The sequence below is a fragment of the Draconibacterium mangrovi genome (assembly GCF_010586825.1).
In the GTDB taxonomy this organism is placed as follows: Bacteria; Bacteroidota; Bacteroidia; order Bacteroidales; family Prolixibacteraceae; genus Draconibacterium; species Draconibacterium mangrovi.
In genome coordinates this window covers 1,713,470-1,728,906 of sequence record NZ_JAAAGB010000001.1, presented here as the reverse complement: position 1 = coordinate 1,728,906, position 15,437 = coordinate 1,713,470, and the positions used below count along the sequence as shown (strand labels likewise).

Genomic DNA, 15,437 nt, shown 5'->3' with positions numbered 1-15,437 from the left:
TCTGTATGCAGAAGGGGCCATTTTTGTTTAAAAGTATTGCCTTCTGCATGCGGAAGAGGGCATTTTTGTTTAAAAGCACTGCCTTCTGTATGCGGAAGGAGGGATATTTTTGCCAAAATGTGGCCTTCGAACTAGAGCTGCATGCGGTTTTACATAAATGAAGCCGGAAAGAATTACAAAATCATAAAATTTATTTCCCGAACTCAGCTTTTACTGTTAAGCCGGTATCCGAGCACAAATTCGTGAGTATTCAGTATTTTACTTTTCAGAAAATCATTAAAACTATAGCTATATCCAAGTCGGAATTTTTGTTTCAAGTCTACTCCCAACATGAGTGAGTGGAAATCCTCGAAATCAAAATTCTGATACCCGGCCCAGAATGTGTTTTTGTATTCTGCAAAAATTCCAGGCATAAACGTGTAGTCTTTATCGGAATAGTCGACCATAAGATTTGGGGTGAACGCAAAGTTCTGTGTATTAACAATTTTATAAGAAAAAACTCCGGTAAAAACCGCAGGAATATCAATCGACAAATTATCTTCACCGGAAATTTGTTCCTGGACAGTTACACTCAATCCTGCACTTAACCTTTCCGAATAAATAAAAACACCCATATTTCCATTAAACGTTTTGTAATGTTCATCCAGAGGATTTTCAAAAAAAGGATCATTGGGATCAAGAGAAACATATTCAGACAAGGCATTCTTGTAGAAAGTAGTACCGCCCGAAATTCCGAAACTTAAAATAGCAGCATCAAAAACATTGAAGTCATAGGCATAATTTACTTTCACCAGATTAGCTGTTTCGAGACTGAGCTTTGTATGGTAAAAATCGAGCCCTATGGTTCCGGCTTTTTGAGATATTTTATAATCGAACGAAGCAGCAAACAAATTATAGGATTCCTTCCCAAAGTCTCCAAAATCGTAGGCCAGGTGAGAAAAGGATCCATAAATCCAATCGGATGGAGTAGAAATTGCCGCCGGATTTTGGAATGATAGTCCCATCCAATAAGCTCCTTCCTGGGCGCTGCTTTTTTGCTGAAGAGAAAGAAAAATGATTAAAAAAATAAGAATTGTTTTGGGGAATAAACCAGTGTTTTGAGTATTCATTTTGGGTTAATATTAATTGTTTGAGGAGTAAATATATATTTTTTTGTTAAATGTTTATTCCGGTGAGGTTACAAAATCATTATGCCCGAAACCATTCGCCCGGTATCTACCCCTTCGCGCCGCGCGGAATAATACTTTTCGGCCTCAGTAAAGGAACACGCTCCAAACACCTCGATATTTTGTGCCTGCACCCCGCTTCTTAACAACAACTGCCGGTTGGCCTCCCAAAGGTTAAAATGAAATTTGCCCGTACCGTTTTTATGCAGGGTTGTTTCAGCATTTGGAATCGATTTTCGGGCAGCAGCCACCACTTCGTCACCCACTTCATATATTTCGGGACTTATTGACGGACCAATGGCAGCCACAATATTTTTTGCAGAAGCGCCATAATTCGTCATTTTGCTAATCGCCTTTTCAATTATTCCGCCAACGGTACCGCGCCACCCGGCATGAATGGCTGCAATAACTTTGGCCTCCGGATCGAACAACAACACCGGAACACAATCGGCCGTTTGCACACACAAACACAGTTCAGCCTGATTGGTAACCAGTGCATCGGTTTCTGAAATAACTGCATCGGGAACCTCCTGAATAGCGGCAACACAGCTGCTGTGCGTTTGATCGGGATAAACCATTTGATTCGTTTTCAAGTCCAGAACTTCTGCCAGTTTTGCCTTATTCTCGGGCATATTGCTATAGCGCACCCGCTCAATAGGCAAGGTACTTTTAGTGGTGGTAAAAGCACAAAGTTTATCGAAAGGCTGAAATATGTTGTAGCGGATCAAGTCCGGATTTCTATCCATTTTGCAATAAGCTGTTTAATCCTTGCTTATCGAGCAGGGTAACGGTTTTCTTTTCAATTTTTATCAGGTTTTCGCTCTGCATTTCTCCAAGTACACGCGCCAGCGATGGCCGCGTAACTCCAAACAATTCGGCCAGTTGCTGCTGGGTATTTTTTAGTTCAAACGAATGAAACCGGTCGCCCGCCTGTTGAAGCAAAAAATGCGCAACCTTTTCTTTTATGGTTTTAAAACTCAGAAAATGCAGTTTTTGCGAAAGAAACTGCGCACGGGTTGAAATGCTATTTAAATAGTTACGCAACAAACGTGTGTTTAACTGTAACAGTTTCAGGAATTCAACAACGGGAATAGCCAGCAACTCCGCCTTTTTATTGGCAGTAACCGTAACCGGAAATTTATTCTCTTTACCAAACAAAAAAGCAGCTGCCAAAGGGCGCGGCGCTTCAATGTCTTCAATCTTCACCGTTTTCCCCGAGTAATCGATCATCTCGCCCCGAACACTTCCGGAAAGCACAACAAACAAGTTGGTAACCTCCTCGCCTCCCTGCACAACAATCGCATCCTTTTCGAATTTACGTACCTGGTAATGAATTTTCGAGCACAACGTCCGGCACTCTTCTTCTGAAATGCCATTAAACAACGGACTTTTAACAAGAATTGAATAATCTATCATTTTGTAACAATTGATACATTTTGCCTAACACCGGCAACCTACTTTTGTTGCGTAAACTTAAAGAAAAGAATAAAAAAGATGATACGAGAGATAATAAAAATTGACGAGGATTTGTGTAACGGATGCGGCGTTTGTGTGCCCAACTGCCACGAAGGCGCGTTGCAAATTATTGACGGAAAAGCACGACTGATTAGTGAGTTAATGTGCGACGGACTGGGCGCCTGTATTGGCCATTGCCCGGAAGGAGCGATTACCATTGAAGAGCGTGAAGCCGATACTTACGACGAAATTACAACCATTTCGCAAATGGTAAAACAAGGAAAAGCCACCATGTTTGCGCATTTAAAACACTTGCAGGATCATAACGAAACCGGCTATTTGCAGCAGGCATTGGGTTTTATAAAAGCCAATCGCGAGGCCATGCCTTTCGAGATCAGCGAAGTGCACGAATTGCTTCACGGAGCAAAAGAAGAACAAGCTTCGGGTGGTGGTTGTGCCAGCGGCGGATGTCCGGGTTCGGCACCAATGGCTTTTGATGCAGGTGGTTTAAAAATGGCCGCTCCGGCAACAGAAATGCCATCGGAACTTACCCAATGGCCGGTGCAAATGCATTTGATTAATCCGGCAGCAAGTTATTTCCAGGGCGCCGACTTGTTGGTAGCTGCCGACTGTGCAGGTTTTGCATACGGCAATTTCCACAACGACTTTATCAAAGGTCGGAAAATGGTAATTGCCTGTCCAAAACTCGACCAGGGAAAGGATATCTACATTCAGAAACTGGTGAATTTAATTGACGAATCGAGAGTAAACACAATAACCGTAGTAATTATGGAAGTTCCATGTTGCGGAGGATTGTCGCAAATGGTAAAAATGGCCACCCAAATGGCATCGCGAAAGGTACCCGTTAAAGAAGTTGTGATAGGAATTAAGGGCGATATATTAAGTGATGAGTGGATGTAAACCACAAAAATTACCCAATTAAGTTGTGATAAAACCAGCCCCTTTTCACAAAAAAAATCAAAAGAATAATCTAAATAAAGAATAGTAGAAATGAGTATGTTTTGTTTTCAATGTCAGGAAGCAGCCAAAGGAACCGGCTGCACTATTGCAGGAGTATGTGGAAAAACCAGTGATGTAGCTAATTTACAAGATACTTTACTATACGTATTGAAAGGTATTTGCTGGTATAACGAGAAATTAAGAGCCGTTGGTGCCAACCCTGATAAAGTTGATAAATTTGTTTTCGATGGTTTGTTCAGCACCATCACCAATGCCAATTTTGATGCAGCGGTATTCACCAAACGAATCATAAAAGCACTTCAGTTAAGAAATGAATTGTACGTATTGAGTAAAGAAGCCGGCGTGGTTTTACCAGCAGAATTACCGGCCTTTGCCACATGGACAGGAAATACTACCGAAGAATTTGAAGCCAAAGCGGAAGAAGTTGGTGTATTGAGCACTGAAAACGAAGACATCCGTTCGTTGCGCGAGTTAATTATTTACGGCGTAAAAGGATTGGCAGCTTATGCCGAACACGCTTACAACCTGGGAAGTCAGAAAGATGAGATTTTTGCTTTTATGCAACGTGCCCTGGTAGCCACTACCGAAGATTTGAGTGTTGATGAATTGGTTGCTTTAACGTTGGAAACGGGGAAATTCGGTGTTGATGTAATGGCACTACTGGATGCTGCCAACACGGGTTCTTACGGAAATCCTGAGGCTACAAAAGTAAATATCGGGGTGCGTAATAATCCGGCAATTCTAATTTCAGGTCACGATATGAAAGACATGGAAGAATTGCTGAAACAGACCGAAGGAACGGGCGTTGATGTGTACACACACAGCGAAATGTTACCGGCTCACTACTATCCGGCTTTCAAAAAATACGAACACCTCGTGGGTAACTACGGAAATGCGTGGTGGAAACAAAATACTGAATTCGAAAGTTTTAACGGACCAATTCTGTTTACCACCAACTGTATCGTTCCGCCAAAAGCATCGGCAACTTATACCGACAGGATTTATACAACCGGTGCATCAGGCCTTAACGGAGCGATTCATATTCCGGATCGCAAGGATGGCAAAATGAAAGATTTCAGCGCCATTATCGAGCACGCTAAAAAATGTGCTGCACCGCAGGAAATTGAAACCGGAGAAATTGTTGGTGGATTTGCGCACGCACAGGTTTTTGCCCTGGCCGACAAAATTGTTGACGCCGTAAAATCGGGTGCTATCAAAAAATTCTTTGTAATGGCCGGCTGCGACGGACGTATGAAAAGCCGCGATTACTACACACAGTTTGCTGAGCAATTGCCACAAGACACTGTAATTCTTACTGCAGGTTGTGCAAAATACCGTTACAATAAATTACCTCTTGGCGATATCGGTGGCATTCCACGCGTTATCGATGCCGGACAATGTAACGACTCGTATTCGCTGGCGGTTATTGCTTTAAAACTGAAAGAGGTATTTGAGCTGAACGATATTAACGAACTACCAATTTCGTACAACATTGCCTGGTACGAACAAAAAGCAGTAATTGTGTTACTGGCGCTGTTACACCTGGGCGTTAAAAATATACACCTTGGGCCAACACTTCCGGCATTCCTTTCGCCAAATGTTGCCAATGTATTGGTTGAGAATTTCGGAATTGGCGGTATTACCGAGGTTGAACAAGATTTGGAATTATTTATGAGCGCAGTTTAGAAGTTGAGGAGAGAGACGAACCTTAAATTGAGGGACAGTTTGTTTTGAGGTTTTTACAATGGCATCTGCTAAGGCGGATGCCATTTTTATTTCCAAAACACCTTTTCGTTTAACGGCAAAGTAAACCAAAAAACAGAACCTTTTCCGAAGGAACTCTCCACCCAAATCTTACCGTTATGCCTTTCGATAAACTCTTTGCAAAGCATTAATCCCAGTCCGCTTCCTTGTTCGCCTTTGGTTCCCGGCGTGGTTTCCTGTTTCTCCGACTGAAATAGATTCTTCATTCTATCGGGCTCCATTCCAATACCTTCATCGCGAATCCCCAGTGTTATAAAACGATCATCCGAATTGCCATTTACAATATGAACCGAGCTGCTGGGATTGCTGAATTTTATCGCATTGGTAAGCAGGTTCCTAAAAATGAGCAAAAGCATATTGTTATCGGCAAACACATCTATTGATTTATCCTGAATATGGTTTTCAATCGCAACTCCCTTTTTCTTTGCTACTGCCTCAATCTCGAAAAGAGCCCGTGCAATAAAATCAGCAAGAACAATTGATTTTGGAGAAAACTCAATTACTCCCCGCTGCGACCTCGACCAGTTCATCAGATTCTCGAGCAAAGCAAAAGCACCGTCTCCGGCTGCCTTTAGGTTCTCAAGAATCTGCTCCATCATTTTCTTGTCGAATTTCTGGTAGCCCTCAATTAACACATCAGTGTACCCCAAAATTACATTAAACGGGTTTCGAAGGTCGTGGGCAATAACCGAAAATAATTTATCCTTGGTAGCATTTATTTCGGCAAGTTCGTTGGTTCGCCTGGCCACAGCCCATTCCAGTCTCTGTTTTTGCTGCTCGAGCGACCTGACACGCATGTGATTGACAAACCAGAAAATACAAACAAAAATTACGAACAGAGTTAAAATAAACCACCAACTTTTCCACCACGGAGGTACTATAATAATCCTGAGCGCAATCCCTTCTTCATTCCAAACTCCATCGCCATTGGCACCTTTCACCTTCAAAATATACATACCGGGATCGAGATTGGTATAGGTTGCCTGATGCCGTGTTCCGCAATAAATCCAATCTTTGTCGAAATACTCAAGCATGTAAGCATGTTGATTTTTGGCGGGGCTGGCATAATCCAAAACACTAAAATGAAAGGTTAAAACCGATCGTTTTTCAGGAATTTTAATCTCAGCAACTTCTGATATCACTCTTTCAAGCGGCGATCCGGGTTCGTTCGGATAAACTACTTTGTTAAAGATCTCCAGCTCTGTCAGTTTTACAACCGGCACATGTTTGTTCTTTTTCAGCTTCCCGGGATTTATTATGCTAAAGCCGTTGATACCTCCAAAATACAAATTGTTATCCGAATCGATCAACACGCTTCTCGGCCTGAATTCATTGCTCTGCAGGCCGTCATCGCTGTAATAACATTCAAATACATCCTGATTATCATTGTAGCGACACAATCCGTCAGAAGTTGAAAACCACAATAAGCCGTCGGCATCTTTTACAATACCATTCACTGTATTATTGGGCAAGCCGTCATTTACAGTGAAAGTGCGGACATCTCCGGTTTTCGGGTTAAAATGATATAAACCCGACAAGCATCCCACCCAAACCGAAGTAGGACTTTCAACAAAAATATCGTAGATATGAGCCGCACTCAGCGTTTCCATTTCTTTTGTAACCGAACAATTGGTAAATAAATTATTTTCAGGAAAGTACCGTACCAATCCCGAGTTCGTTCCTATAAAAAAGGACTCATCATCAGCCCTGCGAATTACGTTGACATAATTAGCCGGAAGATCGCTGTTTTCAGTATCAAACACTTCCCACTTGTTTTCTTTTGGGAAATACCGCACAACTCCCGAACTAAATGTAGCTATTAGCAAATCGGAGTGATTTCCCGGGCAAACGTGAAACAGGTTATCGTCAGGAATTGGAGAACTCTCTGTATCATACTTTGTAAACACCTCGCTTTTACCGTCATAACGTACCAATCCCGATCCCCAGGTTGCCAGCCAGCCGTTGCCATCCTCATCTTCAATTATCGACAACACATAATCGTTGGGTAAATCAGAATTTGACGAATTCAGATTGGCAAAAAAACCGGTATTTTTATTCATAAAATTCACTCCACCCCCATCGGTAGCCAAGGCAATGGTACTGTCGTTAAGCTCAAAAAAAGCATTTACCATATTGTTGGTATTGCTTAAATCTCCTCCTTTAAACTTACTGTACGAAACAATAGCCTCCCCATTTTCAGGAGCTATCTGTAGTCCGTTTGCATAAGTTCCAATCCATAAATTGTTACCGCTATCGATAAAAAGACATTCGCCCGAATAGGTTTTGGCAACCAGTGGATCGGATTTAGCAGACAAAAAATGTTTAAAATGTTGCCGGTTTTTGTCGAGGCAATAAATACCGTCGTTTTCGGCCCCTACCCAAATATTATTGTCCTTGTCGGTTACAAGGCTTAACAAACGGTTTTCTGAAATAGTACCCGGCTGGTTCGGATCGTGCCCAAAGTTTTTTAAACGCGCTTCACCCTTGTTATTCCTTACCACCATAAACAATCCCTGCGAAAAACTGGCCGCCCAAATGTTTCCCGAACGGTCTTCCATAATTTTACCGATTCTTGTTCCGGAGTAATTTTCATTGTTACCACCTTTTACTACCCTCTCAATTTCTTTTGTTTCGGTATTTAATACGGCAAGTCCGTTGGCCGAACCAAACCATAGCCGTCCGTCGGAGGCTAGAAACACGTCATCAATAACCGAAATGCCTAAATTATTTATATGCTCTACGGTATTTCTCTGCGGATCGAAACAAAAGATTCCGTTGGAACTGGCAATGTATACCGAACCATTTTTGTCCACTTGCAGGGCTCTTGCCTGAATGGGAAGATCGTGTAAACAGGATAATGAATCGTATTTAAAACTGTGCAACTTATCGCGTGTAGGATCATAAAAACTTAAGCCCGAATTCGATCCCACATACAAGCGGTTATTATTATCGATACACAGGGCCAGAATCAAATTATCGGGCAAGGCATTATTCTCAAGCTTGTTTTCATCTTGCCGGTAGGTTTTAAAATGGTAACCATCAAAACGATTAAGCCCCTTGCGGGTTCCAATCCACATAAAACTGTTTTGATCCTGAACGATACTTGTAACAGATGATGAGGATAAACCCTCTTCGGTTCCTAAATGATGTAGTGGAAGAAATTCGGGTTGTGCAACAACACGATTTATCTGAAAAGAAAAGATCAGAAGAATTCCAAGAATACCTATATGCCCTTGTTTTACTATCATTACACAACCTATAATACCCAGTTTAGAGCAATGCTTTTACTTCTACAAGGACGTATAAAATAATTGAAATGGAATTCACTGCCTATTATGCGTCAGGGGTTTCGAGAAATCAAACTTAAGAAATATATTTCTATCAACCATATGTTTTCCCTACTTATTTCGCACTTATACCCTATGATAGCGCACAAAAAATAGCAAAATGTCAGTTTTGGGGAATAATACTTTTCGGATTAAAGTGCTTACAAACAAAAATGAAAGTGAGGCCTGTCGACAGCATTTCATAAAAAAAGGACGGTGAATTCACCGTCCTTTCTATAATATATGGAATTACTTTCTTAAGCTTTTCCTGCCGAACCCAAAACGTTTTCGTTTTTGTGCTTGTACAACTCTTTTAATGAATCACGTGCAGGTCCTAAATATTTACGTGGGTCAAATTCACCCGGTTTTTCGTTCAACGTTTTGCGGATCGCTGCAGTCATAGCCAAACGACCATCAGAATCGATGTTAATTTTACATACTGCAGAAGAAGCCGCTTTACGCAATTGCTCTTCAGGAATACCTACAGCAGCTTTCAAATCGCCACCGTTTGCATTAATAATTTCTACCTGATCCATTGGAACAGAAGAAGAACCGTGAAGAACGATTGGGAAACCAGGAATACGTTTTTCAATTTCTTCCAGGATATCGAATTTTAATGGAGGAGGAACCAAAACGCCGTCTTCGTTTTTAGTACACTGCTCAGGAGTAAATTTGTGTGCTCCGTGAGAAGTACCAATTGAAATAGCCAGTGAATCAACACCAGTACGTTTTACAAAATCTTCAACCTCTTCTGGTCTTGTATAAGTTGACTCTTCAGCAACTACGTCGTCTTCAACACCTGCTAAAACACCCAGCTCACCTTCAACGGAAACACCGTGTGCGTGTGCGTATTCAACAACTTTTTTAGTTAATGCTACGTTTTCTTCGTATGAGTGGTGTGAACCATCAATCATTACTGAAGAGAAACCATTATCGATACAGTCTTTACACAATTCAAAAGTATCGCCATGATCCAGGTGAAGAACGACTGGAATTTCGCAACCCAGTTCTTTTACATACTCAACAGCACCACGCGCCATGTTACGCAACAAAGTAGCGTTAGCATAATTACGTGCACCTGATGATACCTGAAGAATTACCGGTGATTTTGTTTCAACACAAGCCTGAAGAATTGCCTGCATTTGCTCAAGGTTATTAAAGTTGTAGGCCGGAATAGCATATCCGCCTTCAACTGCTTTTGCGAACATTTCTTTCGTGTTCGTCAAGCCTAAGTCTTTGTAACTTACTGCCATTTTTATTCGAATTAATCTTTGGTTTTTAATTTTTTTGCGCCGTGAAAGTAAATAAAAATCAGAGAATGAAGAGGTTTAGATAAATCCCCGAATCGATATTTAACGTTAAATACAATAATGTTACAGCGTTAATTTTCAGATAATTTTGTCCGTTTTTTACGATCATTAACAAGGAAAAATTGGTTTACCTAAACTCAAATCGTAATTTTGTGTTCTTATTCTATTTGATTTAAAAGTAAAACGATTTAATTATGGGAAAAATATCCGAAAACGTTAAGCCGGGAGTTGTTACCGGTGCCGACGTACAATTTATTTTCGAAGAAGCCAAAGCTAATCAATTTGCCATGCCTGCAGTAAATGTTGTAGGTTCTTCTTCAGTTAATGCAATTATGGAAGTTGCCAAACAGGTAAACGCTCCTGTCATGATTCAATTCTCGAACGGTGGTGCGGTATTTAACGCCGGTAAAGGTTTAAAACTCGAAGGCCAGGAAGCAGCTGTTTTAGGTGCTGTTGCAGGTGCAAAACACATTCACACTTTAGCTGAAGCTTACGGTGTACGTGTTATCCTACACACCGACCACGCAGCCAAAAAATTATTGCCTTGGATTGACGGTTTGTTAGATGCCAGCGAAAAGCACTTCGCAGAAACCGGTAAACCACTTTTCAGCTCACACATGCTTGACCTTAGCGAAGAGCCATTGGAAGAGAACATCGAAATCAGCAAAAAATACCTGGAGCGTATGGCCAAAATGGGCATGACTCTGGAAATTGAATTGGGTATTACCGGTGGTGAAGAAGATGGTGTTGACAACAGCGATGTTGATGCATCGAAATTGTACACGCAACCCGAAGAAGTTTGCTACGCTTACGAAGAGTTGAGCAAAGTATCGCCAAACTTCACAATTGCGGCATCGTTTGGTAACGTGCACGGTGTGTACAAACCGGGTAACGTTAAACTGACTCCAAAAATTCTTGACAACTCACAAAAGTACATCCAGGAGAAATTGGGAACTAAAGAAAAGCCGGTGAACTTTGTATTCCACGGTGGATCAGGTTCTACACACGAAGAAATTCGCGAAGCTATTTCGTACGGTGTTGTTAAAATGAACATCGACACCGATACACAGTGGGCGTACTGGGATGGCGTTCGTGCTTTTGAAGCTGCTAACCACGATTACCTGCAAGGACAAATTGGTAACCCTGAAGGTGATGAAAAACCAAACAAAAAATTCTACGACCCACGTGTTTGGTTACGTAAAGCAGAAGAATCAATGATTGCCCGTTTGAAACAGGCTTTTGAAGATTTGAATGCTATCGACGTTCAGTAAGAACAAATTTCGATATAAAATAGTAAAAACCGTTTCTCGTTTGGGAAGCGGTTTTTTTATGAAGATCCCTTAATACTCTTCATTTTTTTACAATCCAACATAAAAGCTTTTTTCCCTTTTTAAGGGAAAATGTCGACAGTTGAGCTTGCGAAATCCCGTACTTTACGTCGGGGATAAAAAGGGTAAAGGAAATACCTTACCCCTCATCCGTCAGCTGACGGAAGCCCCTCAAAAGAGAGTCAGTTTCGGAAACTGTATTATGTAACAAGATTATTTTCTTATATTTCTGTTGGTGATTTCCAGAAATCATGAATGTTTCTTATAAAGTATATGTAACGGGGAGTTTTGAGAATAACGTATTTATTCCAGCAACTGGGTATAATGCTCGTAGCGACTAAAAATCTGTTTCACATAACTTACCGGTTCAATTCCGCGCACATAACCATATTTTACAAAAGGTTTATTGTAATTTTCGGGGTAACTGAGTTTTAACATCGACTCCTCGACGCACTCGTCCCAGCGATAACTGTCAACGCCTTCCTCTTCGGCCAGTGTGCGTGCATCAAGCACATGGCTGTAACCACAGTTATAGGCAGCCATCGTAAATTTTATACGTTGCACCGAATCAGGAATATCAATAAAACGGTCCCACAAAACTTTTAACACTTTGGTAGCTCCATCAAGGTTGTCCTCAGGGTCGGTTCTGTCTTCAACTCCGTAACGTTCGGCAGTTTGCGGCATCATTTGCATCAGCCCTTTGGCACCTGCCCACGATTCCGACACCGGATTAAACCTGGATTCCTGGTAAATCATCGATGCCATCAATCGCCAGTCCCAACCCATTGTATCTGCGTAAGTTTGTATCAAATCGTCGTATTCACTAATCCGGTTGTGATTTATACTGTAAAAAACACTGTTTTCGCGCTGCCTGTACGAACGTTCGTTTTTAAAGTACTTGTTATAAATAACGTAATAGGTCGCCCCGTCTTTCATCGAGTCGATCCAGCTGTTTAGCTCTGTTAGCAATTCATCAGAATTGGGACGGAGAGCCCAGGCCATACGTTGCGAAAAACTAACCGGTACACGAATATCAAGATTGGGATAATACGATGCATTAATGCTGGCAATATTATTATCGGCAAATGTGTACTTTATTTCACCGTTCGATACCATTTCAATAATTTTATCTGTCGACAAATCGCCGGGCAGTGTATCAACATAAATTTTACCGCCCATTTCGTCCATCAGGTTTTCAACCCTGTTTAAATACGACGAGTTGGCGCGCACAGAAACAGTATCGCCTATCAACTCAATGGCATCGTGAATTAAAGAACTTTGCACTGCACTCCATTTCATTTTTCGCCAGTTGTCGGGCTTTTTTTGCACCAAAACCTGGTGAGTGAGATACAAATAATCAGAAAACTGTACTAACTCCTTACGTTTTCCGGTGATTGTTAATCCGTGCGCAATAAGGTCTACTTTTCCGCTCATCAACATTTCATGCATGGTCTCAAAATCATTCGATACCTCAAGTTTGTATTCAACTCCAAGGTGCTCGGCGAAACGTTTTAACAGTTCATACTCGTAACCCATGGGTTGCCCCCGGTACAAAAAGTAACTGGTACTGCTATAAGTGGTAACAACATTCAATACGCCATCATCCAAAATTTCAGATAAATCACGATCAATAATTGGGCGATCTTCTTTCTTGTTGTCCTTTGGATTTTTATTCGAGGTGCATGCAGCCAACATAAAAAGCAAGACGATGCAAATAATACCAAAACAATGTTTTACCATATATTTTACGGTTTATAATCTCTGATCTTACTCCGGCAAGGTATAAAAAGAATTAGAAATATGAAATTTATCAGTTTTCACGCTCACATCATTTACATTTTAGTTACAGTTGCCACAAACTGCCACCTTACATAAAAGGATTCTTTAAAAATAAGCCCTCCAACTCATATTCTTTATTGTATATATTTGATTTAATTATATTTGCAGCTCGGTGCAAACCTATGAGAAATCGGAGTAAACATATTTTACTGAGTTTATTGTTCGCAATTGTTGTTGGCGGGTTACCTGTTTTTGGAAACGATACCATACAGATCGATTCGCTAAAAACCGCTGTTAAAACGGAAACCAATGCGGAGAATATCGTCGATATTTATATTGATTTGTCCGATTTATACGACTATATCAATCCGGATAGTTCTTTAGCGTATGCAAAAAAAGCACTGGAGCTTTCACAAAAAATAAATTACAAATACGGCGAAGGCACGGCACTTTTTCTTATCAGTTATGTGTACGACCAAACAGGCGACTGGCTTCCTGCCATTTCCAATCTCGAACAAGCCATTACCATATTTACCGAAACCAAAGATTCAACTTCATTACTTGCGAGCTACCTCAACCTGGGCGTGTTATATTCCTACGGAAAAGACCAGGTACAAGCACTTAACTATATAATTAAGGCAAAGAATATTTGCGAAGAGGCAAACAAAACTTACGGGCTTTCTGAAGCGTATGGTAATATTGCCACGTATTACGAAAATTTGAAAGAATACCGAAGCTGCCAACTCTATTACCAAAAAGCTCTTGATGTTGATATAAAAACCGAAAACATCCGAAACCAGTGCCTGAACCACATTTCGCTGAGTTATACAAACTTAAAACTAAATCAGCAGGAACAGGCCCTTCATCATTTGACTAAGGCATTGGAACTTTTGCCACAAATTAACGACAAACAGCGGGAGATTGAAGTTCTTATAGGCTTTATCACCTATTACCTTGAAACAGAAGACCTCCCGACAGCGGAAACCTATATTGAACGGGTTATTAATCTGAAAAACCAAAATAATCTGACCAAATACGAAGTTGAAATTAATTACTTGCAGGGTAAATATTACCTCAAAAAGAAAGCTTTCAATACAGCTATAAACTTTTACAGCAAAGCCATTTCGAAAAGCCTTGAATTGGAAAAACTTGACTACCTCCCCGATTATTATACCGAAGTTGGAGAAGCGTATGCCGGCCTGGGCCAATACGAAAAAGCTTACCAAATGAGTTCGAAGGCCAAAGAAGCATTCCAACTGTTACAGCCCGAAGAAATTATTGAAGCTTTGGGTAATTTCGAAGCCGACGAAACCAGTAAAGCCGAAAGAAATAAGATTCTGCTTGAACAGCAGCTGGTTTCGGCAAAAAACGAAAGCGATCAATTTAAATTTCGGGTAAAAGCTGCTTTTGCCATTGCTGCTTTACTAATTATTTTAGTTACACTCAGTTTCTTCCTCATCCTCCGAAAAAAACACACCGACGAGCTAAAAGCAAACTACAACACCATAAACCGTCAGAAATTATTGCTTGAAGAGAACCTTGTAAAACTTGCTGAAGACGAACAAAACCTTAAAAAACTAAATGCCACTAAAGACAAGTTCTTTTCGATTATTGCACACGATTTAAAAAATCCATTTAATGTTTTAATTGGCATTTCCGATTTGCTGCGCAATGAAAAGAAAGCCAATAACTCAGATGATTTTGATGTACTTATCAACGGAATGTACCAGGCAGCCACCAGCGGCTACGAGTTGCTCGAGAACCTGTTGGAATGGTCGCGTACACAAACCGGAACCATTAAATTCGAGCCACAGTCTTTCTTTATTCATAAAGTTTTTGAAATTAACAAAGACCTCAATCTTGAAGTGGCCAAAACTAAAGGTATAACCATCAACATCTCGGAAAAGAAAGCCATGGTTTATGCTGATTTTGATATGGTAAACTTTATTGTTCGCAACCTGCTAAACAACGCCATAAAATTCTCGAATAAAAACGGCAATATTGATCTGCTTGCCAAAAAGGATGGCGAAATGCTGATTGTTACGGTAAAAGACGATGGCATTGGAATGACTCCGGAAATGATTGAAAACCTGTTTAAAATTGAAAAATCTGTGCAACGCGAAGGAACTGCTCACGAAAAAGGAACAGGATTAGGCTTAATTCTTTGTCAGGAATTTGTTAAGATTAACGGCGGCAATATCTGGGTCGACAGTGAAATAAACCAGGGTAGCAACTTCCACTTCAGTCTTCCGCTTTCGTTGTCGTAATAGCTCTTTTCCTAACCAAATGTGTTGCAGGATAGGTTCTGCAATCATTTGAATTATCGTA

Annotated in this window: 10 protein-coding genes; 4 read left to right on the top strand and 6 right to left on the bottom strand. The window is 40.8% G+C overall.

The window, feature by feature from the left end:
• Positions 1 to 203: 203 nt before the first annotated feature.
• The 3 genes from G4420_RS06990 to G4420_RS06980 all read right to left on the bottom strand — a co-directional run bounded on the left by G4420_RS06990 (position 204) and on the right by G4420_RS06980 (position 2,582).
• A complete protein-coding gene (locus tag G4420_RS06990; protein ID WP_163322817.1) occupies positions 204 to 1,109 on the bottom strand; it encodes a PorP/SprF family type IX secretion system membrane protein in 906 nt (301 codons plus the stop codon).
• Between the two features lie 68 nt (positions 1,110 to 1,177).
• Positions 1,178 to 1,912 (bottom strand): peptidoglycan editing factor PgeF, encoded by a 735-nt coding sequence (gene pgeF, locus G4420_RS06985; RefSeq protein ID WP_163322816.1) that lies wholly within the window; start codon positions 1,910 to 1,912, stop codon positions 1,178 to 1,180.
• Positions 1,905 to 2,582 carry a Crp/Fnr family transcriptional regulator gene (locus G4420_RS06980; RefSeq protein WP_163322815.1) on the bottom strand — a complete coding sequence of 226 codons (678 nt, stop codon included), beginning with the start codon at positions 2,580 to 2,582 and terminating at the stop codon, positions 1,905 to 1,907. Before G4420_RS06980 ends, pgeF begins: the two co-directional genes overlap by 8 nt.
• Before the next feature lie 78 nt (positions 2,583 to 2,660).
• On the opposite strand from G4420_RS06980, the gene G4420_RS06975 reads away from it, so the two are divergent.
• Complete coding sequence (locus tag G4420_RS06975) at positions 2,661 to 3,542, top strand: ATP-binding protein (protein ID WP_163322814.1); 882 nt, start codon at positions 2,661 to 2,663, stop codon at positions 3,540 to 3,542.
• 90 nt (positions 3,543 to 3,632) lie between these two features.
• Positions 3,633 to 5,288, top strand: coding sequence for a hydroxylamine reductase (hcp, locus tag G4420_RS06970; protein WP_163322813.1), 1,656 nt, complete (start codon positions 3,633 to 3,635; stop codon positions 5,286 to 5,288).
• Between the two features lie 86 nt (positions 5,289 to 5,374).
• Here hcp and G4420_RS06965 read toward each other — a convergent pair whose 3' ends face one another.
• Positions 5,375 to 8,614 carry a ligand-binding sensor domain-containing protein gene (locus G4420_RS06965; RefSeq protein ID WP_163322812.1) on the bottom strand — a complete coding sequence of 1,080 codons (3,240 nt, stop codon included), beginning with the start codon at positions 8,612 to 8,614 and terminating at the stop codon, positions 5,375 to 5,377.
• Positions 8,615 to 8,949: 335 nt separating this feature from the next.
• A complete protein-coding gene (locus G4420_RS06960) occupies positions 8,950 to 9,945 on the bottom strand; it encodes a class II fructose-bisphosphate aldolase (protein ID WP_163322811.1) in 996 nt (331 codons plus the stop codon).
• Positions 9,946 to 10,196: 251 nt separating this feature from the next.
• On the opposite strand from G4420_RS06960, the gene fbaA reads away from it, so the two are divergent.
• Positions 10,197 to 11,273: a class II fructose-bisphosphate aldolase gene (fbaA, locus tag G4420_RS06955; RefSeq protein WP_163322810.1), complete on the top strand. Its 1,077-nt coding sequence runs from the start codon at positions 10,197 to 10,199 to the stop codon at positions 11,271 to 11,273.
• Positions 11,274 to 11,633: 360 nt separating this feature from the next.
• Here fbaA and G4420_RS06950 read toward each other — a convergent pair whose 3' ends face one another.
• A complete protein-coding gene (locus tag G4420_RS06950; RefSeq protein WP_163322809.1) occupies positions 11,634 to 13,070 on the bottom strand; it encodes an MltF family protein in 1,437 nt (478 codons plus the stop codon).
• A gap of 221 nt (positions 13,071 to 13,291) precedes the next feature.
• Between G4420_RS06950 and G4420_RS06945 the strand changes: the two genes are divergently transcribed.
• Positions 13,292 to 15,376: an ATP-binding protein gene (locus G4420_RS06945; protein ID WP_163322808.1), complete on the top strand. Its 2,085-nt coding sequence runs from the start codon at positions 13,292 to 13,294 to the stop codon at positions 15,374 to 15,376.
• Positions 15,377 to 15,437: the final 61 nt, after the last annotated feature.

What these genes read in the sequence shown, in the direction of transcription:
- G4420_RS06990 (WP_163322817.1), bottom strand. Translation starts at nt 1,109, where the DNA reads ATGAATACTCAAAACACTGGTTTATTCCCCAAAACAATTCTTATTTTT.
- pgeF (WP_163322816.1), bottom strand. Translation starts at nt 1,912, where the DNA reads ATGGATAGAAATCCGGACTTGATCCGCTACAACATATTTCAGCCTTTC.
- G4420_RS06980 (WP_163322815.1), bottom strand. Translation starts at nt 2,582, where the DNA reads ATGATAGATTATTCAATTCTTGTTAAAAGTCCGTTGTTTAATGGCATT.
- G4420_RS06975 (WP_163322814.1), top strand. Translation starts at nt 2,661, where the DNA reads ATGATACGAGAGATAATAAAAATTGACGAGGATTTGTGTAACGGATGC.
- hcp (WP_163322813.1), top strand. Translation starts at nt 3,633, where the DNA reads ATGAGTATGTTTTGTTTTCAATGTCAGGAAGCAGCCAAAGGAACCGGC.
- G4420_RS06965 (WP_163322812.1), bottom strand. Translation starts at nt 8,614, where the DNA reads ATGATAGTAAAACAAGGGCATATAGGTATTCTTGGAATTCTTCTGATC.
- G4420_RS06960 (WP_163322811.1), bottom strand. Translation starts at nt 9,945, where the DNA reads ATGGCAGTAAGTTACAAAGACTTAGGCTTGACGAACACGAAAGAAATG.
- fbaA (WP_163322810.1), top strand. Translation starts at nt 10,197, where the DNA reads ATGGGAAAAATATCCGAAAACGTTAAGCCGGGAGTTGTTACCGGTGCC.
- G4420_RS06950 (WP_163322809.1), bottom strand. Translation starts at nt 13,070, where the DNA reads ATGGTAAAACATTGTTTTGGTATTATTTGCATCGTCTTGCTTTTTATG.
- G4420_RS06945 (WP_163322808.1), top strand. Translation starts at nt 13,292, where the DNA reads ATGAGAAATCGGAGTAAACATATTTTACTGAGTTTATTGTTCGCAATT.